Origin of the sequence: Mesorhizobium sp. M0045 (assembly GCF_040323385.1) — a bacterium.
Lineage (GTDB): Bacteria > Pseudomonadota > Alphaproteobacteria > Rhizobiales > Rhizobiaceae > Mesorhizobium.
This window is the reverse complement of sequence record NZ_JAMYUY010000001.1, coordinates 249,042-272,991: the sequence shown is the minus strand read 5'-3', so window position 1 is coordinate 272,991 and position 23,950 is coordinate 249,042. Positions and strand designations below refer to the sequence as shown.

Annotated in this window: 33 protein-coding genes and 1 pseudogene; 24 read left to right on the top strand and 10 right to left on the bottom strand. The window is 61.8% G+C overall.

Annotated elements, in window-relative coordinates:
- Positions 1-8 precede the first annotated feature (8 nt).
- From NKJ72_RS01325 to NKJ72_RS01310, 4 genes are all read left to right on the top strand, one after another.
- Positions 9-629 carry a DUF1851 domain-containing protein gene (locus NKJ72_RS01325; RefSeq protein ID WP_352475499.1) on the top strand — a complete coding sequence of 207 codons (621 nt, stop codon included), beginning with the start codon at positions 9-11 and terminating at the stop codon, positions 627-629.
- A 269-nt stretch (positions 630-898) separates the two neighbouring features.
- Positions 899-1,273: a hypothetical protein gene (locus NKJ72_RS01320; RefSeq protein ID WP_352475498.1), complete on the top strand. Its 375-nt coding sequence runs from the start codon at positions 899-901 to the stop codon at positions 1,271-1,273.
- A gap of 429 nt (positions 1,274-1,702) precedes the next feature.
- Entirely contained in the window at positions 1,703-4,063 is a 2,361-nt protein-coding gene (locus NKJ72_RS01315; protein ID WP_352475497.1) for a phage head spike fiber domain-containing protein, read from the top strand.
- Between the two features lie 33 nt (positions 4,064-4,096).
- Positions 4,097-4,672, top strand: a complete 576-nt coding sequence (locus NKJ72_RS01310; RefSeq protein ID WP_352475496.1) for an acyltransferase — start codon at positions 4,097-4,099, stop codon at positions 4,670-4,672.
- 100 nt (positions 4,673-4,772) lie between these two features.
- Here NKJ72_RS01310 and NKJ72_RS01305 read toward each other — a convergent pair whose 3' ends face one another.
- The 5 genes from NKJ72_RS01305 to NKJ72_RS01285 form a co-directional block, all read right to left on the bottom strand.
- Positions 4,773-5,519: a hypothetical protein gene (locus tag NKJ72_RS01305; RefSeq protein ID WP_352475728.1), complete on the bottom strand. Its 747-nt coding sequence runs from the start codon at positions 5,517-5,519 to the stop codon at positions 4,773-4,775.
- A gap of 269 nt (positions 5,520-5,788) precedes the next feature.
- On the bottom strand, positions 5,789-5,962 hold the full coding sequence (locus NKJ72_RS01300; RefSeq protein WP_352475495.1) for a hypothetical protein: 174 nt from the start codon (positions 5,960-5,962) through the stop codon (positions 5,789-5,791).
- Positions 5,963-6,128: 166 nt separating this feature from the next.
- Positions 6,129-6,296 carry a hypothetical protein gene (locus NKJ72_RS01295; RefSeq protein ID WP_352475494.1) on the bottom strand — a complete coding sequence of 56 codons (168 nt, stop codon included), beginning with the start codon at positions 6,294-6,296 and terminating at the stop codon, positions 6,129-6,131.
- A gap of 176 nt (positions 6,297-6,472) precedes the next feature.
- Positions 6,473-6,622, bottom strand: a complete 150-nt coding sequence (locus NKJ72_RS01290) for a hypothetical protein (RefSeq protein WP_023721750.1) — start codon at positions 6,620-6,622, stop codon at positions 6,473-6,475.
- A gap of 170 nt (positions 6,623-6,792) precedes the next feature.
- Positions 6,793-6,978, bottom strand: a complete 186-nt coding sequence (locus NKJ72_RS01285; protein ID WP_254820493.1) for a hypothetical protein — start codon at positions 6,976-6,978, stop codon at positions 6,793-6,795.
- Between the two features lie 149 nt (positions 6,979-7,127).
- Here NKJ72_RS01285 and NKJ72_RS01280 point away from each other — a divergent pair, with 149 nt between their 5' ends.
- The 6 genes from NKJ72_RS01280 to NKJ72_RS01255 all read left to right on the top strand — a co-directional run bounded on the left by NKJ72_RS01280 (position 7,128) and on the right by NKJ72_RS01255 (position 9,394).
- Entirely contained in the window at positions 7,128-7,931 is an 804-nt protein-coding gene (locus NKJ72_RS01280) for an N-acetylmuramidase family protein (RefSeq protein ID WP_352475493.1), read from the top strand.
- 1 nt (position 7,932) lies between these two features.
- The gene (locus tag NKJ72_RS01275; RefSeq protein ID WP_352475492.1) at positions 7,933-8,145 is read left to right on the top strand and encodes a hypothetical protein; all 213 of its coding nucleotides are present in this window, start codon (positions 7,933-7,935) and stop codon (positions 8,143-8,145) included.
- Positions 8,145-8,414 carry a hypothetical protein gene (locus NKJ72_RS01270; protein ID WP_352475491.1) on the top strand — a complete coding sequence of 90 codons (270 nt, stop codon included), beginning with the start codon at positions 8,145-8,147 and terminating at the stop codon, positions 8,412-8,414. Before NKJ72_RS01275 ends, NKJ72_RS01270 begins: the two co-directional genes overlap by 1 nt.
- Positions 8,399-8,602 (top strand): hypothetical protein, encoded by a 204-nt coding sequence (locus NKJ72_RS01265; protein ID WP_352475490.1) that lies wholly within the window; start codon positions 8,399-8,401, stop codon positions 8,600-8,602. The genes NKJ72_RS01270 and NKJ72_RS01265 overlap by 16 nt, the downstream gene beginning before the upstream one ends.
- Positions 8,602-8,925: a hypothetical protein gene (locus NKJ72_RS01260; RefSeq protein WP_023675762.1), complete on the top strand. Its 324-nt coding sequence runs from the start codon at positions 8,602-8,604 to the stop codon at positions 8,923-8,925. The genes NKJ72_RS01265 and NKJ72_RS01260 overlap by 1 nt, the downstream gene beginning before the upstream one ends.
- Positions 8,926-9,094: 169 nt before the next feature.
- Positions 9,095-9,394 carry a hypothetical protein gene (locus NKJ72_RS01255; RefSeq protein WP_352475489.1) on the top strand — a complete coding sequence of 100 codons (300 nt, stop codon included), beginning with the start codon at positions 9,095-9,097 and terminating at the stop codon, positions 9,392-9,394.
- A 14-nt stretch (positions 9,395-9,408) separates the two neighbouring features.
- On the opposite strand, the gene NKJ72_RS01250 is transcribed toward NKJ72_RS01255, so the two are convergent.
- A complete protein-coding gene (locus NKJ72_RS01250) occupies positions 9,409-9,684 on the bottom strand; it encodes a hypothetical protein (RefSeq protein ID WP_352475488.1) in 276 nt (91 codons plus the stop codon).
- Between the two features lie 168 nt (positions 9,685-9,852).
- Here NKJ72_RS01250 and NKJ72_RS01245 point away from each other — a divergent pair, with 168 nt between their 5' ends.
- The 4 genes from NKJ72_RS01245 to NKJ72_RS01230 all read left to right on the top strand — a co-directional run bounded on the left by NKJ72_RS01245 (position 9,853) and on the right by NKJ72_RS01230 (position 11,469).
- The gene (locus NKJ72_RS01245) at positions 9,853-10,149 is read left to right on the top strand and encodes a hypothetical protein (protein ID WP_352475487.1); all 297 of its coding nucleotides are present in this window, start codon (positions 9,853-9,855) and stop codon (positions 10,147-10,149) included.
- A gap of 362 nt (positions 10,150-10,511) precedes the next feature.
- Entirely contained in the window at positions 10,512-10,817 is a 306-nt protein-coding gene (locus tag NKJ72_RS01240; protein ID WP_352475486.1) for a DUF1236 domain-containing protein, read from the top strand.
- A gap of 126 nt (positions 10,818-10,943) precedes the next feature.
- The gene (locus NKJ72_RS01235; RefSeq protein ID WP_254820502.1) at positions 10,944-11,156 is read left to right on the top strand and encodes a hypothetical protein; all 213 of its coding nucleotides are present in this window, start codon (positions 10,944-10,946) and stop codon (positions 11,154-11,156) included.
- 82 nt (positions 11,157-11,238) lie between these two features.
- Positions 11,239-11,469, top strand: coding sequence for a DUF2934 domain-containing protein (locus tag NKJ72_RS01230; protein ID WP_352475485.1), 231 nt, complete (start codon positions 11,239-11,241; stop codon positions 11,467-11,469).
- Between the two features lie 90 nt (positions 11,470-11,559).
- Here the strand turns inward: NKJ72_RS01230 and NKJ72_RS01225 are convergent, their stop codons facing one another.
- Positions 11,560-11,823, bottom strand: a complete 264-nt coding sequence (locus tag NKJ72_RS01225) for a hypothetical protein (RefSeq protein WP_352475484.1) — start codon at positions 11,821-11,823, stop codon at positions 11,560-11,562.
- An 88-nt stretch (positions 11,824-11,911) separates the two neighbouring features.
- Between NKJ72_RS01225 and NKJ72_RS01220 the strand changes: the two genes are divergently transcribed.
- A complete protein-coding gene (locus NKJ72_RS01220; protein WP_352475483.1) occupies positions 11,912-12,589 on the top strand; it encodes a hypothetical protein in 678 nt (225 codons plus the stop codon).
- A gap of 144 nt (positions 12,590-12,733) precedes the next feature.
- Here the strand turns inward: NKJ72_RS01220 and NKJ72_RS01215 are convergent, their stop codons facing one another.
- A complete protein-coding gene (locus NKJ72_RS01215; protein WP_352475482.1) occupies positions 12,734-13,066 on the bottom strand; it encodes a hypothetical protein in 333 nt (110 codons plus the stop codon).
- A 275-nt stretch (positions 13,067-13,341) separates the two neighbouring features.
- On the opposite strand from NKJ72_RS01215, the gene NKJ72_RS01210 reads away from it, so the two are divergent.
- The 3 genes from NKJ72_RS01210 (at position 13,342) to NKJ72_RS01200 (ending at position 15,447) form a co-directional block, all read left to right on the top strand.
- The gene (locus tag NKJ72_RS01210) at positions 13,342-13,596 is read left to right on the top strand and encodes a hypothetical protein (RefSeq protein WP_254820505.1); all 255 of its coding nucleotides are present in this window, start codon (positions 13,342-13,344) and stop codon (positions 13,594-13,596) included.
- Between the two features lie 184 nt (positions 13,597-13,780).
- The gene (locus NKJ72_RS01205; protein WP_352475481.1) at positions 13,781-15,028 is read left to right on the top strand and encodes an aconitase X; all 1,248 of its coding nucleotides are present in this window, start codon (positions 13,781-13,783) and stop codon (positions 15,026-15,028) included.
- Positions 15,025-15,447, top strand: a complete 423-nt coding sequence (locus NKJ72_RS01200) for an aconitase X swivel domain-containing protein (protein ID WP_352475480.1) — start codon at positions 15,025-15,027, stop codon at positions 15,445-15,447. The genes NKJ72_RS01205 and NKJ72_RS01200 overlap by 4 nt, the downstream gene beginning before the upstream one ends.
- A gap of 1 nt (position 15,448) precedes the next feature.
- Here the strand turns inward: NKJ72_RS01200 and NKJ72_RS01195 are convergent, their stop codons facing one another.
- Both NKJ72_RS01195 and NKJ72_RS01190 read right to left on the bottom strand, forming a co-directional pair.
- Positions 15,449-15,733 (bottom strand): hypothetical protein, encoded by a 285-nt coding sequence (locus NKJ72_RS01195; RefSeq protein ID WP_352475479.1) that lies wholly within the window; start codon positions 15,731-15,733, stop codon positions 15,449-15,451.
- 24 nt (positions 15,734-15,757) lie between these two features.
- Positions 15,758-16,789, bottom strand: coding sequence for a LacI family DNA-binding transcriptional regulator (locus tag NKJ72_RS01190; RefSeq protein WP_352475478.1), 1,032 nt, complete (start codon positions 16,787-16,789; stop codon positions 15,758-15,760).
- Between the two features lie 371 nt (positions 16,790-17,160).
- Between NKJ72_RS01190 and NKJ72_RS01185 the strand changes: the two genes are divergently transcribed.
- The 6 genes and pseudogenes from NKJ72_RS01185 to NKJ72_RS01160 all read left to right on the top strand — a co-directional run bounded on the left by NKJ72_RS01185 (position 17,161) and on the right by NKJ72_RS01160 (position 23,942).
- Positions 17,161-18,774, top strand: a complete 1,614-nt coding sequence (locus tag NKJ72_RS01185) for an extracellular solute-binding protein (RefSeq protein WP_352475477.1) — start codon at positions 17,161-17,163, stop codon at positions 18,772-18,774.
- Between the two features lie 78 nt (positions 18,775-18,852).
- Positions 18,853-19,713 (top strand): carbohydrate ABC transporter permease, encoded by an 861-nt coding sequence (locus tag NKJ72_RS01180; RefSeq protein WP_352475476.1) that lies wholly within the window; start codon positions 18,853-18,855, stop codon positions 19,711-19,713.
- Positions 19,710-20,669 (top strand): carbohydrate ABC transporter permease, encoded by a 960-nt coding sequence (locus NKJ72_RS01175; protein ID WP_352475475.1) that lies wholly within the window; start codon positions 19,710-19,712, stop codon positions 20,667-20,669. The genes NKJ72_RS01180 and NKJ72_RS01175 overlap by 4 nt, the downstream gene beginning before the upstream one ends.
- Positions 20,666-21,737, top strand: a pseudogene (locus NKJ72_RS01170) (ABC transporter ATP-binding protein). Before NKJ72_RS01175 ends, NKJ72_RS01170 begins: the two are co-directional and overlap by 4 nt.
- Positions 21,738-21,741: 4 nt before the next feature.
- Positions 21,742-22,803 carry an ABC transporter ATP-binding protein gene (locus tag NKJ72_RS01165; RefSeq protein ID WP_352475474.1) on the top strand — a complete coding sequence of 354 codons (1,062 nt, stop codon included), beginning with the start codon at positions 21,742-21,744 and terminating at the stop codon, positions 22,801-22,803.
- 50 nt (positions 22,804-22,853) lie between these two features.
- The gene (locus NKJ72_RS01160; protein ID WP_352475727.1) at positions 22,854-23,942 is read left to right on the top strand and encodes a Gfo/Idh/MocA family protein; all 1,089 of its coding nucleotides are present in this window, start codon (positions 22,854-22,856) and stop codon (positions 23,940-23,942) included.
- The last annotated feature ends 8 nt before the right edge of the window (positions 23,943-23,950 follow it).

Genomic DNA, 23,950 nt, shown 5'->3' with positions numbered 1-23,950 from the left:
AGATCGCAATGTTCGAGACATTTCGCCAAAACTTCCCGGTGGATAGTAGGGTGCCCGCGGACACCGGCAATTTCTCCCTGGATACGAAAGTACCTGGATTAAGCGAGCTGCTGGCCAGTTTCGACGGTGCTTTGTTCAAGCACGGTTTGTACAGGATAATCCGGGCGCAGGACGTGGCACGTTGGAACGCACGTGTCTGCCTGGGTTTTCCGGAATTCACCGGCCGGATCACCTGCTTTGGTTATGATTGGCTGGGGACGGCGCTTGCAGTCGATAGCCAAAGGCTGGAACAAGGGGAACCTGGTGTCGTGATGTTCGAGCCGGGCATGGGCGAGGCTCTTCAGGTGCCTGCCAACATCCGGACCTTCCACGAAGTCGATGTCATCGAGGACGAAGATGCAGCATTGGCCGCCAATCTCTACTCAGATTGGCGTGAGGCCGGCGGCGCCGAGCCAGCCTTTAACCAGTGCGTCGGCTATAAGATACCGCTGTTTCTCAACGGGAAGGACGAAATCAAAAACCAGGAGCTGTCGGACCTGGAAGTCTATTGGCACATAATGGGCCAACTTATTGCGAAGGTGAAAGACCTGCCACCGGGAACACCTGTCAATATCCGAGACCTTCTCTAAAACAGGGTTTCCGCTGATCTGCCACTGGGGACTCCCGTTTGAAGCTTGGCTAGAGGCGGTATTTGCCTCTGGTCTGAAGGGGTGCAACCCCCGCGGTCTGTGATGCGCGCTATCGGTTTTGTGGCCGGACGGCCCGATTAGAGCGTGCCGCAACTAGCCAGCGGTCTGATTGTGGTCACGATGCTGGCTTATGGCCTGATAACCGCAGAGCGGTCCCAGTCGGTGGTGCCTTCTGGATCGCCTCCCATTTCAGACGAAGGATTGACCTGTTGCGCACGGACTCTTTTTCGACCATGGTAAGGATCGTTTTTCTGCTCACCTTGGCCGGCGTTCTCCTGCTCGCGCTTTCGCCGGTGCGCTTCCTGCAGGAGTTGGACCTGGGCTTCACCTTCCACCACGACAAGCTCAACCACGCCGCGGCATTCGCGGTGCTGGCGGCGCTTGGAAGCCTCGGCTGGCCGGAACACAAGACGAGACTGGTCCTGCTCCTCGCCATCACCGGCGCGGCGATCGAGCTTCTTCAGGGCGCCCAACTGATCGCGCGCGATATGGATATCCTCGACTGGGTCGCCGACTGCGCCGGCATGGCCTGCGGACTGGCGGCCATGGGCGGCACAAGAAGGCTGATTGGCGGATTGCTGTAGCCCGTTGCCGCTCTCGGTCCGGAAAATCGCCGGCTGCGCCGGATAGCGCGGTGTCCGGCCGCGTAGCTTAAGTCTCCCACCGACAGCACTGAACCCCTTCCAGCCTCGCTTGTGCGGGGCTTTTTTATGGAGCAAGCCCTCATGTCCCGACCTGCAACTGCCGCCGTTCGTCTCCTGACCGGCGAACGCGAACCCGTGCGCCTCGCGACCACGGCCGACATCCTCCTGCATGGCCTGCAGGCGATCGACGGCGTGCCGGCCGAGGTCGGAGACCGCGTGCTGGTCAAGGACCAGGCCGACCCGACGCAGAACGGCATCTACACGGCGAGCGCAGGCGAATGGTTCCGCGCCGCCGATGCCCGCACTACGCGCACCCTGCAGAAGGGCACGACCGTCCACACCCAGATCGGATCGGTCAATGCCGGCCGCGTGTTCGAGTTCACGGCCGACGAGCCGGCCGTCGGCGCCGATGCCATCACCGTCGCCGCATCCGTTCCGCCCGACATCGCGGACATGGTCGATGAGGTCGAAGCATTGCGCGATGAAACCCAGGCGCTGAAGGATGCTGCCGAAGCCAGCGCCGGCCAGGCATCCGCCAGCGCAGCCGCTTCCGCCGCGAATGCCGGCCAAACCACTGCCGACCGGGCTGCGACCAATTCCGATGCCGTCGCGGCCGCGGCGGCTGTCATCAGCGCTCAGGCTGCACGCGAAGCTTCGCTCTACGGCAAGGGCATTTTCCCGACGACTGCCGCGGCAATCGGCTTCGGCGTCGCCGGCAACGGTGCGATCACGCCAGGCTCGGGCGGCGCCAACGGCATGTTCGACCTGGCGTTTACCGGCGGCACCGGGTCGGGCGCTGCCGGTCGCTTCGTGGTGGCGGGCGGGGCGCTGACGCAGATACTGATCACGGCGCCGGGCTCCTACACAGTGGCGCCGACGTTCAGCTTCGCGGCGTCGGCAGGACTGGCCGGCGCCGCCGCCGCGACGGTGCTGGGCAGGAATGTCGATGTCGGTGAGTATTTCTGGACCGAAGTTTCGACAGGTTCTTTGGGGTTGTTCAATGTTGGGGCCGGACCGGTAGCAGCTGATACGGGTGTCCGGGCGGCAACGGCTGCTCTCCTTTCGAGCGTCGATAGCCTAGCAATGATCGAAGGCCTTAGCGTTCCGACCGCCAGGCTAACAGAGGCGGCCGGATCAGTCAGCCCATCTGTATATCGATCCTACTCTTTTGTGTCGGGCGACACGATCGAGCACATTGCCATTGCCAAAGCTGGAGAGCGAAGCATTCTGCAGCTTATCCACGCGGGGGCTGGTGCGGCCTATACAGCCAACTTCAATCTTGAGGAGGGTATCGTCTCAAGCAGTTCAGGCGCGAACCTCGTCAGCGCTGCCATCACAGATATTGGCTCCGGCTGGTACGAGTGCAAGGCTGTCGTCCTGGTTGCGGCAAATATTACGAACAATGTGCAGGCACGTATGTCGGCTGCTGGCGTTTTTCCGTTCACCGGCGATGGAACCAGCGGTATGTACATTCGCAGTGTCGTGCTCCGCAAGCAGGGCCTGCCGGCTAACCTGTTCCCGAGCAGCGACCCCGCCAACGCAGCCTTCACGAAGCAGAACGTGACGGTTACCACCACGGTCAGCCCTTATGAACCGGTGCTGATCTCCCTGCCTCCGCTTGTCGATGGCCTCGACGTGACCGTCAGAGGCCGAATGACGGCATCGAAGCTTGTCGAAATGGTCGGCTCTGGCAATCCTTCCGTTTATCAGGGCAGGTCCGTGGTCAATGGCGACAATATCGTCTGGAAAGTCACCGCCAAAAAGGCCGAACGCAATCGTCTCAATCTCTACTCCAACAACGCCGTCATCTTCGACTGCACCTTCAATCTCGATACCGGGACCGCGACCGGCACAGGCGCGAGCATCGTCGCTCTTGGCAACGGCTGGTACGAATGCACGGTTACGAAGACGGCAACAGCCACGGCCGCGACGAACTGGCAACAGCGTATTTTCCCGTCTGCTGGCGGTCACCCGTATGTCGGCGATGGTGTGTCTGGATTCTATGTCCAAAGGTCGGCTCTAAGCATTAATGGTGGGCCGAATGTCTTCTCGTCTTCGGAAAACCTCTCCAACTCGGCCTGGACCAAAAGCGCCGGCGTGACGGCAGTCGCCAATGGCGCTCTGTATCTTGGCCTATTGTCGGATCCGGCCAACATCGGCGGCGACCCATATGACGACGGCTCGGCCGCCCTGGTTGGCAAAAAATTGACCCTGATCGGCTCTAGCATTTCGGCCGGAGCCTACTACGTTCCCGTCCTCGCCGGTCTGACCGGTATGGTCCCTACCAATCTAGCGGTCAGTGGCTCGGCCTTGGGGCTGAGCACCACCGCCTATCCGAGCTACGGAATGTCCAATGCGATCGCCAACATTCCGGTCGACGCGGAGTTGGTAATCTTGGAGCCGGGCCCGAACGCCTTTGGCGCGCAGGAGACGCCCCTGGGCGCTCTCGGCGACACGACTTACGCCACTCACTATGGTTCGCACCGGATAGGAAGAATAAACGGTCAAGGCAACACGCTGGTCCAGTTCATGAAGGCGGAGCGGGAGGTAGCCGATATGCTGTCAATACCGTTAATTGACGTAGGAGGCGAGAGCGGCATCGGCTACCTGACCTCGTTGCTTTACATGAGCGATGAGCTTCATCCGACTGCTACCGGCAGCCTGCGGCACGGAACTTTCGATGCAGAGGAACTTCGTCGTCTCTCGCGCCGGGGCTTCTTCGGAGCCTAGACTGGAGTGATCCTGTGTGGCAGATGTTCGCGAATGCGCGTCTTCTCCACCGTTCTAGCTCTTCGCCGCCGCTTTTGGTCATGGATCGCCACTGGCGCCGCTAGGGAAAATGCCGTCATCGGGCCGCGCACGAAGTTTGGCGCCGGGGCGGAAATTTTCAATATCCGCGGCGACCGGTCTCGCGTCTCGATCGGCGCGGACAGCCATTTGGATGGGCATTTGCAGGTGTTTGCCCACGAGGGTCGGATCAAAATCGATGACTGGTTTTATCTTGGTCCAGGCTCGACGATTTGGTCGTCGGACCCGGTGGGGATCAAGATCGGCAAACGAGTGCACGTCTCATGGGGCGTGGCGATCCACGACACCAATTCGCATCCGATGGACCCGCAGAAGCGTTTTGCTCAGATGCAAGCCATCTTTCGTGAGGGCCATCCGCATGTCGACCCGGGCATTCGTTCGGCGCCGATCACTATTGGAGATGACGTCTGGATCGGCAATAGCGCCATGGTCATGAAGGGTGTCACCATCGGCGATCGGGCGATTATCTCGGCCGGATCGATTGTTCGACACGACGTCCCGGCCGATTCGTTGGTGCGGCCGAAGACCTAGTGAAGTGATGCCTTTGGCTGCCGCTCATCAATGAGCGTCGTGCCATCGTATATGGCTACATGTCGATGCGGTTATCCAGCATACATTTCTCGTCTCCGTTTCAGGTCGCTTCGACAAAAGGCATATGCTTGATACGCTCCCATTGATCCTTAGCGGTAGTTCCAGACCAGCGGTTGCGCAGGGTGCTCTCTCGATAGGACTGAGCCGGCTCCAATCCCGGCATGTCCGAACCGTTAGGTAAGAAGAACGCGTTCCCCCCGGCGGACGAGACGGCAACGAGCTTGTAGCCGTACTTCTTGCAGAGATTGGCCAGGGCGGTGATCGATGCACCGTGATACCAGCCACTGTCGTGCTTGGCGGTGCGATCGAAAGCGTGATCATACGGCACTGTGATAGGATTGAGACCAAAACTGGCGTTGTACTCCGCCACAATGACGGCCGGCCGCACTGGCAGCAAGGCTTGCAGAAACCAGTAGTCGTTTCCATCGACATCGACGGAAAGGACTCCAAGTTGCGGAAAATGCGTGGCGAGACTTTCGATGTTGTTGAGATCAATGAAGCTCTGGCGCACTTCAATCCGCTTTGGAAGCAGCGAGCGCGCTAACCGCACGGTCGTTGCGTCGCCGTCGACGAGCAGACCCCTGAATTCACTAAGCCCAATGCAGTTGTATTCCGTCGGATGGAAGCCAAATTCCAAGAACGTTTTCGGGCTTTGGCCAACAATCTGCGACAGGATCACACTTTCATCTGATTGCGGAGACCCGGCAAGGCGAGCCTTTGCGAGGTGAAAATAATATCGGAGCGGACTTGAGCGAAGGAAAGCATGCATGCGCGATTGGACATTCATCAATGAATGACTCCTGATCGCCCGCCCGCGGCCAATTATTTGCGACAAGCGGCGGCGGTTTGCAAGCTTGCAAACACCCGCGCCCGCCAGTCTGGACGCCGTTTGAAAATCGCCGAAAAAACGTCGGAAGAATTGCTCTGCGAGGGCCGCTCGGGATGCTGTGCGCACCAACAATGGCACACCCGGCCGACCAAAAATTCCTACAGCTGGAGTTGTATTTCGGAATTGTCGGGGTTATCGGTGACGCGGACCCGTCGCCGGCGGAGCCGCTACCGTCTGCTGTCCTGCGGCTTCTGGTGAGGGTCCAGGCTTTTCGACCACCAGATAAAATAAAGCGAACCCATCTTCATCACAGGCACGCGGCGGTCGCGTTCGCGGGCTCGCAACTCACGATAGGTCTTCAGCTTCAGAGTGCCGCCCGGCAACCTGATACGCACTGCCATCGGTCCAACTCCCGTTGTGCAACGCAGCAATTTTCGTGCAATGCGGTAAATAGAGACCTTCCCTTACGGAAGAGTCAACAGCAGCCTCATCAACTTATTTTGCGAGCTCGCCTGCGGAGGCTGAGCGGGCTCCCAGGCGCATGCCAGGTCGGAAGAATTGGGACGTTCACCGTGGCGACTGGTCGTCAATGAGTCGCTGTCGGTTCGACCACCAGGTGAAATAAACCCGGCCGATTTTGACGACAGGTATGCGGCGGGTGCGCTCGCGATCGCGCAATTCGCGGTACACTTTCACCTTCAGCGTGCCGCCTGGCATTCTGATACGTACTGCCATCGGCCCCCGCCTGATTGTGCAATGCAGCATCAAAACCTTCCGTGGCGGAAGAGTCAACGCCTGTCCGCTGACTTTTTCTGGGATTTGTCGAGCGGTCTCGGAAGTTTGGCGCGCACGGCGGTTCCTGATCCGGCACCGAGGCATCAGTGCCGGGTCAGGATCGTCGGGTGCCCGGGCTATTTCCTGGGCGAGGACTTGTTGGGTGACGATGGGCGATCGGACATGCCGCTCGGCCACCAGATCACGAAATAATTGCCGACCTGCCAAACCGGCACCTCGCGCTTCTGCTCGCGCCGCCGCAGCTCGTCCCTTTTCTTGATCTTCAAGGTCCCGCCTGGAAGCCTGATTCTTATCGTCACGTGTCCTCCCGTACCCGCTACAGGTACGAACGATAGACGGGAACAGTTTCATCCCGGCTAAGCAATTTCATCCAGGTCGAGCAATTTCGGGCGGTGGACGCAGGAACCGGGCCGGAGCGAGATCGCCGGAACTGGCTTCATTTGAAGAAATCCGCAATGCCGTTGATGGCCAGCACCGCATAGACGATCGGTCCGGCGATAAACGCACAATAGAGGCAGAGGATCGCCGCCAGCACCAGCAGCAGCGGCTTGTCGCGACCGACGGCGCGGAGTTCGGACTTCACCGTCCAGCGTGCCGCAGCGGTTTGTTCATCATCAGACATGTGCACCATCCCGCGGCCATTTCACATGGCGGGTCGAAAACATCAACCTGCTTGCCACATCGGCGCGCGCTGCCGCCCAATTCTGCTCTGCCGCCACGCACGTGCTGTTTAACCTCAAAACCCTGCCCGCGAGGGCGGAAAGGAAACCTATGGACCTTTTGTTCAAGGGCGCCGCCAGGCGCCTCGATGATATAGACTTGCCGAAACTCGGCGCCCGGATCGGCGTGGGCGAGGACGAGATGCACGCGTTCCTCGATGTTGAAACGAGCGGGCACGGCTTCGACGCCTTTGGCCGGCCGGTCATCCTGTTCGAGCCGCACGTCTTCTATCGCAACCTGTCGGGTGCCAAGCGGGCAAGAGCGGTAGCCGCTGGCCTCGCCTATCCGAAGTGGGGCGAGAAGCCCTATCCCAGGGGTGGCTACCCACGGCTCAAGGCAGCTTGTGCGATCGACGAAACCGCGGCGCTCAAATCCGCGTCATGGGGTCTTGGCCAGGTTCTCGGCGAAAACCACGCCGCCGCCGGGTTTGCGACAGTGCAGGCCATGGTGGAAGCCATGATGGCCGACGAGGAAGCCCAGCTTGAGGCCGCGATCAACTTCATCAAGACGAACAAGCTCGACGACAATCTGCGCAATCATGACTGGGCGGGCTTCGCCAAGGGCTACAACGGCGCCGGCTATCGCAAGAACGCCTACGATACCAGGCTTGCCGAGGCTTATCGCAAATGGTCGCGCATCAAGGACACGCCTTGGCTGTCTGCCGGCCCGGTGTCGTCGGCGGTCGTCCCTGCAGCTCCGCCAGAGCCAGCGAGCCCAATTCCCGTTCCACAAGCGGCCGCCACGCACGCGCCTCCTGGGCCTCCTGTGCCTGCCGCCAAGCCCGGCTTCTGGGCAGCGCTGATCGCCACCATCCTCAAATTATCAGCAATCCTCAAACTATTCGGAAGGAAATGACATGTGGACCCGGATCAAGAGCTTCTTCCGCGACAGCGAAACAATATTCTGGGCGCGGCTTCAGGCGGCTATCGGCATCATCGCGAGCATCGTCACCTATGTCGACCCTCAGGTTCTTTCGCCGGTCATCCCAGGGGAATGGTTCCCCTGGTTTCTTGTGATCAACGGCGTCTTGACCGAGTTCCTGCGCCGCCGCCGCGCCGAGGATTTGTGATGACCGCGCTCCTCGCCATTCTCAGCGCCATCATCGGCAACAAGGTCGTCATGACGGTATTCGCTGCTGTGGCCGGCGGCATCGGCCTTTACATTGCAGGCGGCATCAACCGGGCGAAGAAGGAGGCGGTCAAACAGGCCGAGGCAAAAATCGCGGCCGCCGGGGACCGCCTCGAAATGAACCGCGAGGCTTCCGCCGAATGGCGGAAGGCCGCCGGCATGACCGATGCGGCAGCAAGAGCGGAGGCTGAGAAATGGGCAAGGCGCTGATCTTCTGCCTGGTGCTGGCCGGCTGCACGACAACCGCGCCGGCCGGCAATCCGCGGCAAGTCTGGTGCGACCAAAGTCAGCCACGCCGGCCATCCGCCCCGGTCGTCGCCGCCATGACCCGGCCCGAGCTCGACGAGATGAACGCCTTCAACGGGCAGGGCGCCAGATGGTGCGGGTGGACGCCATGATGCATGAGCTGCTCGACGTTCTGGGCATCAAGGCGCCGGTATTGGTCGCCGGCCTGTCCGGCGGCATTTTGCGGGCCTTGTCACGTCACCGCTACAAGGTCCGCGAAATGGTGGCCTCGCCGATCTGCGGCGCGCTGGCGGCGGCCTATCTGACGCTGCCGGTCGTGCATTATTTCCGCGCCGCCGGCCTGCCCATTCCTTCTCCCGACGACGACACCACGACGCTGGCCGCGGCCTTTCTGATTGGCGTATCGGCGATGTGGATCTCGGATATCGTCTTCGAAATGATCGTGCGCCGGTTCGGGCCGGTGAAGGAGGAGTAAGCCGCCAAGCCTGACTAAGAGTGACGTCAGTTGAAGCCCGCCGCGCCGAAAGGTGCGGCGGGCTTTTGCATTTTTCCTGGCAATCTGTACGATCTTTTCTTTGCGAGGGCGGCTCGATCCGGCGCTTGCGAAACCAAGATGCGCGTTAGGCTTCACGGGAGATGGTGTCATGCTTGGCAGAGTCCTGACACAAGCGGCAGTCCTTACAGCCGGGGCGCTTCTGTTTGCCGCGACGGCCGACGCCCGGCCGGACAGCCGCGCGATGACATGCGAACAGACGCAGCTTCTGATCCAGAGGCATCGCTCGGTGGTGCTGACCACCGGCCAGAACACCTACGACCGTTACGTCCGCCAATTCGGCAATGAATGCGACTGGCCGCAAGTGCCGCGCGCCGCTTATATCAAGACGCGTGACGGTCAATGTCTGGTCTATCGCTGCCAGGAGCCGGTCTTCGACCTCCCGAATTGAAAGCAGGCGGCGGCTCATTCCTTCTCGAAAGGACCACCTTCGCGTGCGAGATCGCGTGAAATAACGCGTTCCTCCGTATCGTCCGGCAAGGCCTCGTCGCTGTCCTGGTAGGCGTTGTCGTCGTCCTCCTCCGGCAGTTCGCCGTCTTTCTCGACGTCGTAACGGATGTCGCCGTTTTGCGGCACGCCGTCAGGGAGGATTCTCCCGCTCCGGATGGCATCCCAGTCCTGCTGCTGGATGGTCGGGCTCTCGGTCTCGTCGTCGGTTCGTTCTTTCCTGCGCGGTTCCATCGCTGATTCTCCATAATGTCGGCGGCCCTGAACTGGCTCAGTGGTTGAACTCATAAGTCTGGCAGCCGGTTCCGGGCCGCTGCGGTCCGGGCGCATTGCCGCACGACGGAACCAATCGCGCCTGCCCGCCTTCACATTCAGAAGATACTGGCGCGAAAGGAGCTCGACATGAGACCGCTCATTTTCTTGCCGTATATGCTAGGTGCGATGGTGCTGGCGGCGCCGGCGGCCGCGCAGCCGGGCGAACAGGCGCAATCCAACCGCTGCAAGGTCGAGCCGCAGGATCAGAAGAACCAGCAGCAGAAGCCGGCCGGCAGCAATTTGTCCGACACGCTCGAGCCATGCGGTGGGGTCCTGAAGCCGCCGCCAACGGGCGATCAGGGCATGGCGACGCCACCGCCGAATGAGGGCAAGACCCCGGTGCTCAAGCCCGGCGAGGTGCCGCCACAGCCGCCCAAGCAGTAGCCGCTTCATTTGCTGCCACAGGGGCTTGCCCATGGCGGTAACGCCGCGCTGTACCGGCAGGTTTGTTGCCCTCGCTCAGGAACATTAGCTTGTCCTAAACGTTGTTTCAGACGCAGCCGATATCACCCCCTCCGGTGTCGCTGCTGATCGGGAAACCGATCGGCCCGCGTCCTGCGACGCGGGCCACCGTAGCTCATTCGCAGTTCATTCGCCGCACCGCGCGGGCACTTCACCACCATTCGATTAGCCGCCACTTACGGAACAACAAGGTGGCGTGGGCGTTTGCCTAGAGGGTTCGCCGCTTCGACCGGAATGCCGCGTCGCAACTTTAAGGGCGAGGCCCGTAACAACAGGAGTAGACGATGAAAATCCACCTTGTTCCTGCTGCGGCGGGATTGGTGTTGCTCGCCGGCGTCGGCGTGGCCACCGCGGACCAGGTGATTGTCACGCCCGAACAGCAGACGGTCATCCGCGAATACGTCCATAAGCACCCGTTGGCGTCGATCAATCTTCTGGGCGTGGAGCTCAATATCGGTTCCACGGTGCCAGATACGGTCGAGCTGCAACCGATCGATGTTCCCGACGTGAAGTACAGATACGTCGTCGTCGGCAATCGCACCGTGCTCGTCGACCCAGGCACCCGCAAGATCGTGCACGTCATCGAGTGATCGGCGCTCCCAAACCGCGAACCGGATTTGGAAAGGTCACGGTCTAAATTATCGAATAAGAGCTCCATCCCGAGCGATCGGGATGGAGCCGCTGTCGTCGCGAAACAAGGAAAGGAGGCCATTCCCATGCTGCCGCATGTCGAGCGGGCTAACGTGGCCGCCGCCGTCGACAAACTGCTTGCTGAACGAGGCGATGGGCTGCTGTCGATGAAGGCGGCGATTGCACTGTTGCGCGAACGCACCGGAACCGAGCGCTCGGACGCCGACCTTGAAGGGCTGATCATCAAGAAGGCGGCGCTCCTCGGCGTCGCCGTCCTGTGTGACAGAGAGGTTCAATGACGGTGTTGCCTGGGGGCTCAAGACGCCGGTCGAAATTTCAGCTAGAACAAAGTTGCTTACGCATAAACCGACGGAGGCAACGGTGAGGGACAGACAGGAACGGATTCGCCAGCGTGCACACGCGATCTGGGAACAGGCAGGCAGGCCCGACGGGGCGCATCAGCAGCATTGGGATCAGGCTACCGCCGAAATCGACGCAGAAATCGCCACGAAAGAGACCGCCAGCCGGCCGAAGTCGAAAGCACGTCAGCCTAAGCCGGCGCCGGCCGCCAAGGACGGAACCAAACCCAAGGCGCGACCACGCAAAGCGTGAACTCGCGCGGATTTGATTCCAACGCTGGATCTCGCGGTTCGGCGCTCTGTACTTTCGTCCGCGGTCGGCAGCAGAGACAGTCCAGACCGGTCAAAAATGACGCAGCACGGTGAAGCAAACCCGCGCAGCGCGGATCTTCTCGGCCCATTGTTCCATTGCCGAGGGGTCGGTTTGATGTTGTGGTTTGCAGATTAGGAATTCGCCTTTTCGGCCGCCGACCCGTTGCGACGTTCGTCTGTTGCGGCGCCCACCAGCTGACTCTCGCATCGCTTCAAACTTTCGGAAAATTTCAATACAAATTTCACGCGGCTGTTCTTTGAAAATACACCATGGGACCAGCAAGTTGATCGGCAAAGAAACCGATCTTCTTCCTTGCACTTAGGGCGTAATGCAACCGGCGAGTTCGCGGGTTGCTCAGCGAAACTACAGCAGGAAGAATGTTATGACCATCAACATCAAAACAATCACCGGTGCAGTGGCAGGCAGCGTAGCGCTTTTCATGCTCTCGATGCCCGTGAATGCCGCGAACGGAATTGCCGTTGGTGTTGGAACATCCATCGGCGGCAACGGCGGCATTAATGCCGGCCTCGGCGCGACGGTTGGCGGTCGCGGCGGCATCAACGCCGGTGCCGGCGCAACGGTTGGCGGCAGCGGCGGCATCAAGGCAGGCTTCGGTGCCTTGGTGGGCGGCAGCGGCATTAACACCGGTGCCGGTGCTACGGTTGGCGGTTCCAGGGACATCGCCGCAGGCGTCGGCGCGTCGGTTGGGGGCAGAAGCGGCATCAACGCTGGTGCCGGCGCAACGGTTGGCGGTTCGAGCGGCATTGCCGCCGGCGCGGGGGTAGGTATCGGCAGCGGCGTTGGGGCTGGCGCGGGGGTCAGGGTCGGCAGCGGCATCAATGCCGGCGCCGGTGTCGGGATCGGTGGTACCAATCCGAGCAATCCGTCCAACCCGGGCAGCCCGTCCAATCCCAGCAATCCCAGCTTACCCCAGGTCGTCGCCGACATGTCGAGCGACAAGTTGGTCAGGATGAAGAAGCGCTGCGTCGACGTGCTGAGTAGCGAAGGCACTTACGATAGCGATCTGCGCCAATTGTGCCTGCTTATCGCGCGCCGCTAAGGCGAATACATCGGAATGAAATGTCGGACCGGGCCGAGAGGCCTTCGTCCACCAGACCTCCAGCGGTCCAAAGCCCGCCATTGCGGCGGGCTTTTTTGCCGAGCACGTGGCGGCAGCATGGCTGGGCTCACAAGAGCACGCGCTTCAATGTGTTTGACGGCCAAGATCCGGCGAAACGGCCACCCCGCCTTCCAGGGCGTCCCAGCCCAATGCGGGGCTGCTTTGCATCAGCTGAGTGCACGCAAACTCCGCCAGATCGGCTTCCGCGAAGCCGTCGAACTCGATAGCTGCGCCTTGGAGCTGGGCTGCCTGCATGACGAGCCATTCGATGTCTTCGCGCGCAATATTCTCGGCGAGGTTTTGCAGTCGCACGGCTTCGGCGACAGCAGTCAGATTGATGGCAATCCCGGACCGCAATGTAGCTCGAACTCGGGAACCGACGTCTTCGTGCAGGCGAACCGAAAATCCGTAGCGCATGGAAAACCTTCCTTTCAGGAGCGGTTTGTCCCTCGTGTTCTACCATGCGCCCAGGGCTCGTGATTGGCAAGCGAAGACCCTTGAAAAATCGCTTCGTGTCAAATAGTTAGCGTATTTTGTTGATTGTCCATTTGATGCTTGATCCGCTTCATCGGACTTCTGCATGAGTCACACATCTGAAGGTCTTGACGTACTCTGCTCACGTACCTAATTCTACACAAAATCAGGGACATACTAACTCATCTGCGTTTAGGCTGGTATGACTGGAGGCCGAGATGTCCGAACTGGAACGCCCGGAACGATTGCAGATCATGCTGACTGTCGATGAACTGGCGGCGTTGGAGAACTGGCGCTTCGAAAAGCACATGCCGAGCCGGTCGGCCGCGGTACGTGAGCTTTTGAGGCGAGGTCTCACAGCCGATGGTTTCCTGACGGCGGCGCATGGGACCAAGTCGCGCGATTTCGGCATCCTGCCGCATTCTGCAGATGGTGACCGCAGCACGGCCGACGGACCGTCCCAGAAGGAATAGCGCCGTTTCCGCGCGGATCGCCCGCTCTCCGACCGTGCTTCGCGTCTCTCTCGCTTTGCGATGATCTGTGAACGTCTGGTCTGCTGATCGCCGCGAAATAGAAGAGATCCGAAGCTCTGTCTTGCCAGACGCTCCGCAATCAGGGAGTGCTTGATCGGCATAGTGCGGGCTCGGGAATTTGCCGATGACGCTGGAATTGACGGCCGGCGACCAGTCGATGCTGCATGGCGAGCAAGGCTCGGCAGCGGCTGCCGCCATGAAGATCCTGGTCGCCTTCGCGAAGGCGGTCGGCGCGCGCAAGTTGTTGGATGTTGCCGGTGCCCATATCGACGGCTGCCTCTATCACGGCCAGGCCAGCCTCGATTTCGTCGAAAGGCTGATCGAGGGCGGCGGCCGCGTTCGGGTGCCGACGACGCTGAATGTCGGTTCGTTCGACCTCATCCATCCCGGATTGGTGAAGATGCCGATGTCGCCAGAAGCGCCGGCGCGACGCCTGATGATGGCGCATCTGGACCTCGGCTGCCAGGCGACCTTCACCTGCGCACCCTATCAGACTCGGTTCCGGCCAAGGTTCGGCGAGCAGATAGCCTGGGGTGAGTCCAACGCCATCGTCTTTGCCAATTCGGTGATCGGGGCGCGAACCAACCGCTATGGCGATTTCATCGATTTATGCTGCGCAATGACCGGACGCGCGCCGGCCTGGGGGCTGCATCTGAGTGAAAATCGACGAGGCCAGATCCTGTTCGAGCTGACTGGCGGCCTCGAGCCCAGCGACGCCCTGTTCGTGGGTGTCGGACTACTTGTCGGGCAAAAGAGCGGCGACCGCATTCCTGTCATATCAGGCCTGCCGCAGCCGCGCGACGAGGACCAACTGAAGGCGCTGGGGGCGGCGGCGGCAACGACGGGCGCTGTGGCGCTGTTTCATGCGGTCGGCATTACGCCGGAGGCGACGACGCTGGATGAGGCGTTGCACGGCCTGGCGCCGGAGGAAAAAATCCGGATCTCTCGCGCTGATATCCGCCATGCGCTGGCCAGGCTGTCGAGCGTCCCCGACGGCGTGCAGCTTGCAGCCGTGTCGTTAGGCACGCCGCATTTCTCCCATGAAGAGTGGATGCGCCTGTTGCCGCTGCTGCGCGAAGTTGCGCCGGGCAGGGGCGTCCCGATCTATGTCAACACAGGGCGTGCCACGCTGACACGACTGCAGGACGAAGGCGCACTGGCCGGCATGGAAGCCTTCGGCCTTGTCCCGGTCACCGACACCTGCACCTATGTCACGTCGATCCTCGAGCGTCTCGACGGCGTGGTGATGACCAATTCGGGCAAATGGGCGCATTACGCACCTGGCAACATCGGTGTCTCGGTGGCCTTCGGCGACATGGAAGACTGCGTCCGCTCGGCCGCGGCCGGCCGCGTCGTGCGAGGCGCGCCATGAAGGCGCCGGCCAGAACCGGTACATTCCACCTTGCCGGCTCCGCACAAGGCCCGGCGCTGGTGCTTTCGCAGGCGCTCAGCTTCTGGGGCGGGATCGACGTCGAAACGGGCGACATCATCGACCATTCGCATCCGGACCTGGGCGGCAATATCGCCGGCAGGATCCTGGTGATGCCGAGCGGGCGGGGGTCGTCGTCCTCGTCTTCGGTTCTGGCCGAAGCGATCCTCAGAGGAACGGCGCCGGCCGGTATTATCCTGGAGCGGCCGGACCCGATCCTTGCCGTCGGCGCCATCGTTGCCGAATTCCTCTACGAAATCAGCATGCCGCTGGTCGTCTGCGACATATCAGGCATTGCCTCCGGCGACCGGATCGCTATCGATCTGGGCGAAGATGCGCAAGCGATGGTGAGCAAGCTCTAGTCTAGCCGGCCATCAGTCCTGCCGCGCCCCGCCGCCAGGTCGACGCTGAAATCGAGTTTGGCGTGGCCGTTGGTGCGCCAGTGGCAAAGACGTTGACCAGATCGAAGCCGTCATCGACGAGCGCCGGTTCGTCCGGTTTGCTGCGGTTGGTGCGCGTGATCTTGCCAACGCTGAGATATTGCGCGCCAACGGTGAGCTGGTCTTCCAACATCCTGTTGTTCAGCGGCTGGCCAGAATAGACGACGCTGACGACCTTGGCGTCGATAAGCGCGCCGGCACGATTCACGAAACCCCGGCCATTCACCTGGGTTCAGATCTCCGGGATGCTTTCCCTGAAGATCACTTGCAGCCTCGGCTGGTGCAGTTCGTAGGGCAAGCCCTTGACCGCGTGGGTCAAGGTGTTGAGCGCCTCGCGGGCCTCGACGCGCGGGTTCTGGTCGATGACCGCGTCGAGCGTGCCGTCGAGCAGAAGCTCCTTGGTGCCTTCCGTCACCTCATGGCCGAGAAAGACCGTCGACAGCGCGCGCCCGCGTTCCTTCAGCGCGCGGGCGATGCCGGTGTTGCCAGCGCCGACATTGTAGATGGCGGCTAGGTCCGGGTGCCGGTCCAGCAGGGCGGAGGCCTCAGAGTAGGCTTTTTCCCGATCGTCGAGCATTTCGCGCATCTCGACGATCTGCAGATTGGGCGATTCTTCCGTCAGTATGTGGCGGAAGCCCATCTCGCGCTCTTCGTGGCCGCGGTAGGAGAGCGAACCGGCGAACAGCGCGACCTTGCCCGGACGCCCTGCGCCCATGAAGCGGTTGAGCAGGTAGCCGGCGAGCCGGCCGGCGGCGCGGTTGTCGATGCCGATATAGGCAACCCTCGGCACATGCAGGATGTCGGAAGCGAGGGTGACCACCTTGACGCCGCTGGCCGAAAGCGAGCGGATCGCCTCGCGCACCGTCGGATGGTCGAGCGCGATCACACCAACGCCTTGCGTCTGCCCGTGCAGTTCCTGCAGCAGACGGGCGAGCCGATCCGGATTGAAGCCTTCGATAGTGGCGACGCGGACGTCGAGGTCAGGCCGCGACTGCGCCTGCGCCTCGATCTGGCGGTGCAGCATCTTGATGAAGGAATTGGTGCCGGCGGGTAGGGCGAAATCGAGCCGTATGACCTCACCGCGCAGCGCGTTGAGCGAGCTCGGATTATTTGAATTTTCAGCGATATAGCCAAGTCGCTGTGCCGTTTCGAGCACGACCTCGCGAGTGCGCGCCCTGACCCCGGCGCGGTTGTTGAGCACACGGTCGACCGTGGCGGCGGAAACGCCGGCTTCCCGGGCTATGTCTGTCAGGGTGGACCGCACTGTCGATCACCTCATTCCAAAATGTGCCAAAGGCGCATCGAGATTACGCATTTCATAGGTCCGATGTCGGAGAGCGGCCTCATCGCCGCTCGCGATTCTGATGGGAAATGATGTAACCGGCCTTGGGCGATCCGCAAGCCGCTGCGCTAGACCAAATTCCGAAGCGGACCGAAGCGGCGAGGTGGGCAGGCCTGGTTCCCTCAAATTCAAGCACCGGCTTCGGTGCGAGAGCCTTGATAAACGCCATTTTCCCCTCCCTTGAGATATTATGATGTGTCTTGATTATTTATGATGTTGACAGCCTTGGCGCAGTGCCGTCAATATCCATCATAAGGGCCGTGGAGGAACAAGGCCCTGAGGGAGGATTTCCAATGTCGAATTTGATCCGCGTGTCGCGGCGCCGTTTGCTGGCGTCTGGTGGAAAGGCGGCAGTGCTTGTTGCCGCCGCAGGTATCGCGCCGAAATTCATTCGCCCAAGCCGTGCCTATGCGGCCGATGCCCTGGCGCCCGGCATGATCGGTGGCCCGACCGGCTTCGACGGCTCGGAGCGCTATCAGTATGGCGCCGACACACCCGAGGGCCGCGCCATCGAGGCAGCCAAGGCGATGAAGGGCGCCGGCAAGGCGCCGACGAAGATCGTGCTCGGCCTGTCCGACGGTTCGATCGGCCAGCTGACGCAGCCGTTTCCGGCGGGCGCGCCGTCGATCAAGGATCTATGGGAGAAGGAAACCGGCATTCCGCTCGAGATCGTCGGTGTGCCCAACGGCCAGGAATTCACCAAGACGATGCAGGACATCTCCACCAAGGGTGGAGCCTACGACATCTACGCGGTCGAATGGAACCGTCTTGGCGACCTCGCCGAAACCGGCGGCATCCTCAAGCTCGACGACTTCGTTGCACAATATAAGCCGGAATGGGACGATCCCGAGCGTGGCTACGTCAACGGCGCCAAGGGCGTCTCGCTGCTCAACCAGTATCGCGGCTCGACCTACGGCGTGTCGCTGGATGGCGATTTCCAGACCTGGGTCTACCGCACCGATCTGTTCGGCGACGCAGCCGAGAAGAAGGCTTTCTCCGACAAATACGGGTATGAACTGGCGGCGCCGAAGACGTGGAAGCAGCATGACGAGATCGCAGCCTTCTTCCAGCGCCCGGACAAGGGCCTGTTCGGCTCGACCGATCTGCGCAACCAGGGCTGGGGCTACACCAACTGGTATCAGCGTTATGTCTCAATGGCTTCGCCCAATCAGTTCTTGTTCGACGATGCCGGCAAGCCGCTGATCAATTCGGAGCAAGGTATCGCGGCGACCAGCGAGTACATTGCGTCGCTCTCGCATCATTCGCCGGATGCGATCTCCTGGGGTTGGCCGGAGCAGTACGGCAATTTCGCCAAGGGCGGTGCGGCCATGACCTGTGCCTTCTCCAACCTGCCGAAATTCCTCGACAATGCCGGCAACAAGGATTCAGCTGTCACTGGAAAGATCGGCTCCATGCTGCCGCCCGGCCGCGAGATCGACGGAAAACTGGTCAGCCGTTCGGTGCTGTGGCTTAACCTGTCGGCGTCGGTTTCCTCGCAAGCCAAGAACCCGGAAGCCTGCTACCTGTTCCTGCAGTGGCTGGGTTCAAGCCGCATCTACGCCTGGATGACCGCCAATCCGGGCGGCTATTTCGATCCGTTCCGGCTGTCGGATTTCTCCGATCCGCTGGTTCGCCAGACCTATCACGCCTACCACATGGACGTGGTGCGCGAGACGGTCGCCCGCACCGTGCCCACCATCAACTATCCCGGCGCCACCGCCTTCCACAACGCGCTGGACGAGAATCTCGTCGCCGCGTTGACCAAGGCCAAGACAGCCGAGCAGGCGATGGCCGACACCGAGGCCGAGTGGAAGAAGATTGCCCGCCGGACCGGCGAGGAGAAGCTTCTCGAAGCCATCAAGACCAACAAGGAGGCCTGGCCGACCGTCCTCGATCCGATCGCCTGATCCTCGCAGGATCTTACCAAGGAGGGGAGGAGCGGCCGCTCTTCCCCTCGCCAACGAAGGACCCAGCAAAGCCGCAAGATGAAGCGTTCAGTTCCTTTCGAGATATTCCGCTATGCCGCGATCCTTGCGGCGATGGCGGTGACGCTGGTGCCGATCCTGTGGATGGTGTCGATGGCGTTCAAGCCGATCGCCGAATGGTCGGCGACCGGCGCTGACCTGACCTGGTGGCCGAAGAACCCGACACTCAGCAATTTCCGCTTCGTCTTCGGGGAATCGACCAACAATCTGATCGTCGCGCTCGACCGCACAGCTTTGAAGCCGATCCTGTCGTCGCTGCTGTCGGCCACGTTCGGCACGGCAATCGCCATGTCGGCGGGCACCGCGGCGGCCTACGGGCTGTCGCGCTTCGGCTCGGGCCAGAACCTGCCGCTGGCGCTGATCCAGCTTCGCCTGTTTCCGCCGATGGCGGTCATGACCCCGGTGATGATCATGTGGGCTTTCCTCAACTTCACCGACAGCTGGTGGGGGCTGTCGCTGATCTATGGCATCGTCACGCTGCCTTTCGCCTTCTGGCTGATGAAGACCTTCTTCGACGACATGCCGCGCGAGATCGAGGAGGCGGCACTTGTCGAAGGCTGTTCGCGGTGGCGCGTCTTCACCCGCATCACGCTGCCGATGATGCGCGCGCCGCTGGCAAGTGCGGCGCTGTTCGTCTTCATCCTCAACTGGTCGGACTATCTGATTGCGCTGCTTCTGACGACGCGGGAATGGGTGACGGTTCCTGTCTACATGGCCTCGCTGTCCTCCTCGATGACCGGACAGCTCTACGGCGCCAAGGCTGCTCTCGGCCTGATTGCCGCGGTGCCGCCGGTGATCATGGGCATCGTCATCCAGCGCCATCTGGTGCGCGGGCTGACCTTCGGGGCGCTCAAGCAATGAGCGCGGTGGCAGCGACGATTTCGGAGGGCGACATGCAAGCCTCCAAAGCGGCGTCGGTGTTGCCGGACGAGGGCGCACGGCTCGGCTTCCGGCTGACCCTGCCGGCGCAGATCCTGGTGCTGTTCATCGCCGTCTTCCCGCTCCTGATGCAGCTCTATATCAGCCTCACCGACTGGTCGCCGCTGTCGGGCACCGGTTGGTGGAATGCCTGGTCGATGTGGAATAGATTCGCCAACTACACCGACCTTGCCGTCGACGCACGCTTCTGGAGCGCGCTGAAGCGCACGGCCATCGTCATGATCGTCTGCGTGCCGACGGAGTTCCTGCTCGGGCTGGCGCTCGCGACGCTGTTTGCCGACGAGTTTCCGGGCAAACGGATCTTCTACTCGATCCTCTTGATGCCGATGATGGTGGTGCCGGCGGTGGCCGGCTACATGTTCTTCATGCTGTTTCAATCAGGCGGCCCGGTCAACGACATCCTGTCGGCGATCTCAGGCTTTCCTGTCACCATCGCCTGGCTGTCGGACCCGACGCTGGCACTCATCGCCGTCATGGTCGCCGACATCTGGCAGTGGACGCCGCTGATGTTCCTGATCCTGCTTGCCGGCCTGGTCGGCGTGCCTGAGGACCAGATCAAGGCGGCGACGCTGCTCGGCGCCAACCCCTGGCAGCGCTTCGTCACCATCGTGCTGCCGAAGATGAAGACGATCATCATCATCGCACTGGCGATCAGGGTGATCGAGAACTTCAAGATCTTCGACACGCTCTACATCATGACCGGCGGCGGTCCCGGCGTCGCTACCGAAACCATCTCCGTCTACATCTACAAGCTCACCACCCAGGACCTGATCTGGGGCTATGTGGCGGCAATCGCGCTGGCCATATTGATCGTGCTGTCCATCGCCGCGGTGTTTGCCATGAAACGCATGGCCCGGGTACGCCAGGTGACGGCATGAGCACGATCCATCTGCAAAACCTGGTCAAGAAATTCGGCGATTTCACCGCGCTGAAGACGATGGATCTGGCCATTGCCGACGGCGAGTTCATGGCGCTGCTGGGGCCGTCGGGCTGCGGCAAATCGACGACGATGAACATGATCGCCGGCATGGAAGAGCCGACCAGCGGCAAGATCCTGTTCGGCGAGCGCGACATGGCCGGCGTGCCGATGGGGCGGCGCGGCGTCGGCTTCGTCTTCCAGAACTATGCCATTTTCACCCATATGAGCGTGCGGCAGAACCTCGCCTACGGGCCGAAAATGCGCGGCGCACCCAAGGCCGATGTCGACCGCCGCGTTGGCGCCATTGCCGAGATGCTGCAGCTCACGCCGCTGCTCGACCGCAAGGCCGACCGGCTTTCGGTCAACATATTGCAACGGGTCGCGATCGGCCGTTCGGCAATCATGGAGCCGGCGATCTTCCTGCTCGACGAGCCGCTTTCCAATGTCGACGCGGCCTTCCGGGCGGTGATGCGGACCGAACTGAAGCAGTTGCAGCGGCAGTTCCACCCACGATCAGCTCGAAGCGATGACCATGGCCGACCGCATCGCGGTGATGGACCATGGCGTGCTGCAGCAGGTTGGCACGCCGCTCGAGGTCTACAACGATCCGGCCAATGTCTTCGTCGCCCGCTTCATCGGCGCGCCGGGCATGAACCTGCTCAAGGGCTGGCTGGCGGAAAGCGACGGTGGCCTGGTCGTCGATCTCGGCCCGCTCGGGGCGACGCCGCCGCTGCCGGTCGAGATCACCGATGCCGCACGCCGGATGCGCAGCGAGGTGTTTTATGGCTTTCGACCGGAGCAGGTGAAGCTGGCTGAAGACGGCCGTGGCCTGTCCATGCCAGTGAGTTTCGTCGAGCGGATCGGCGCGCGCACCATCATCCACCTTGGCGACGGGGAAACCGCGGTTAAGGCGGTTTTCGACAATGATGTCGGGCTGGCGATCGGGCAGACAGCCGTCGTCGCACCTGCGGCCGAGGCGGTGCGCGTCTTCGACGCCGCCACCGGCCTTGCCTTGAGAGCGGGCTGAGACCATGGCCGATATCGTCTTCCGCAATGTGACCAAACGCTACGGCAACACGCTCGCCGTCGATGACGCCTCGTTCACTGTCAACGACAATGAGTTCTTCTGCTTCTTCGGCCCGCCTCTATCTGGCAAGTCGACGGTGCTGCGCCTGGTGCTTGGGCTCGAGACACCGGACGCCGGCGAGATCCTGATCGACGGAAAGCCGGTCAACACAGTGTCGCCGGCCGAACGCAACGTCGCGATGGTCTTCCAGAACCTGGCGCTGTTTCCGCATATGAGCGCGCGCGACAACATCCGCTTTCCGCTGGTCGAACGCCGGGTCGCCGAAGCCGAGATCGAAAGGCGCCTCGCCGACGTCGCGGCCAAGCTGCATATCGGCCATATCCTGCACAAGCCGCCAGCACAGCTTTCCGGCGGTGAGCGGCAGCGCGTGGCGATTGCCCGCGCGCTGGTACGGGATCCCGCCGCCTATCTGATGGATGATCCAATCTCGGCGCTCGACGCCCGGCTGCGCGAGGAGACGCGCGTCGAGCTGAAGCGCATCCAGCGCGAGCTCGGCAAGACGCTGATCTATGTCACGCACGACCAGGAAGAAGCGATGTCGGTCGCCGACCGAATGGCCATTCTGGACAACGGCAAGATCAGGCAGATCGGCGCGCCAGCCGAGATTTATGACCGGCCGGCCAGTACCTATGTGGCGCGGCTGCTTGGCTCGCCGATGATGAACATACTGAAGTCGGTGCACGGCGCTGAAGGCGTGGAGGCGGCGGAAGGCAGGATCCGCATCGCGGACAAGACGGCGCCAGCCGATGCCGTCGAAATCGGACTCAGGCCGGAAGACATCAAGGTCAAGGCCTGGTCGGAGGGGGGCGCGGGCCGCCCGGCGCGAGTGTTCGAGGTCGAGCCGCTCGGCGGCTACACCGTAGTGACGCTCGCCGCCGGGCAGGCGCGTCTGCGAGCGCTGTTGCGCGGCCAGCCGGACATCAGGCCGGACGCGATGGTGGCGATATCCTGCGAGCCGGGCAGGGTGCATTATTTCGGGCAAAGCGGGGGAGCGCTGGCAAGGTGACGGCGGCTGCAAGAAACGAGCTTCGGGAGGAACATATGGCAAGCCAAGAAATGGTGGGCAACGGCTTCGAGCCGGACGTTAAAGTCCGCACCAGGGAATACAGGATCGGCTGCGTCGGCGCCGGCATGATCATGGCCGAATGTCACCTTGCCGCCTACAAGGAAGCCGGTTTCCCCGTGGTGGCGATTGCCTCGCGGACCAAGGCCAGCGCCGAGAAGGTCGCCAAACGCTGGGATATCCCGGCCGTCCGCGACACGCCGGAACAGCTCATCGAGGACAAAAACATCGAGATCATCGACCTTGCCTTTCCGCCCGACCAGCAGCCGGCGCTGATCCGCCATGCGCTGAAGCAGACACATATCAAGGCGATCCTGGCGCAGAAGCCATTGGCGCTGTCCCTTGAAGAGGCCGTCAAACTGCGCGACGAGGCGGCCAAGGCAGGCAAGATCCTCTCGGTCAACCAGAACATGCGCTACGACCAGTCGATGCGCGTCTTGAAGCAGGTCATCGACAGCGGCGCGCTCGGCGACATCGTCTTCGCCCAGATCGACATGCATGCGATCCCGCACTGGCAGAGCTTCCTCGAGGACTATGACCGATTGACGCTCGCCAATATGAGCGTCCACCATCTCGACGTACTACGCTTCCTGTTCGGCGATCCCCTAGAGATCACCACCCTGACCCGCAAGGACCCGCGCACCCGCTTCGACCATTCGGACGGCATCACAGTGTCGACGATCAAGTTCCCGTCCGGTGTGCTTGCCGTATCGCTGGAGGATGTCTGGTCCGGGCCGCGCCAGGAGGGCTACAAGGACGACCAGCACATCAACTGGCGCGTCGACGGCACCAAGGGCGTCGCCAAGGGCACCATCGGCTGGCCGACTGGCGCTGCCTCGACGCTGACCTATGCCTCGACCGAGACCACCGGTGGTGAATGGGTGACACCCAGCTGGGACACGATGTGGTTCCCGCATGCTTTTATCGGCGTCATGGAGCAGCTCCAGCACGCCGTCAAGACTGGCGAGCCGCCGGCGCTGTCCGTCGCCGACAACGTCAAGACCATGGCGCTGGTCGAAGCTGGCTACCGCTCCATCGACAAGGGCCGGACGGTCAAACTTTCCGAAATATCAACTGACTGAATCACTTA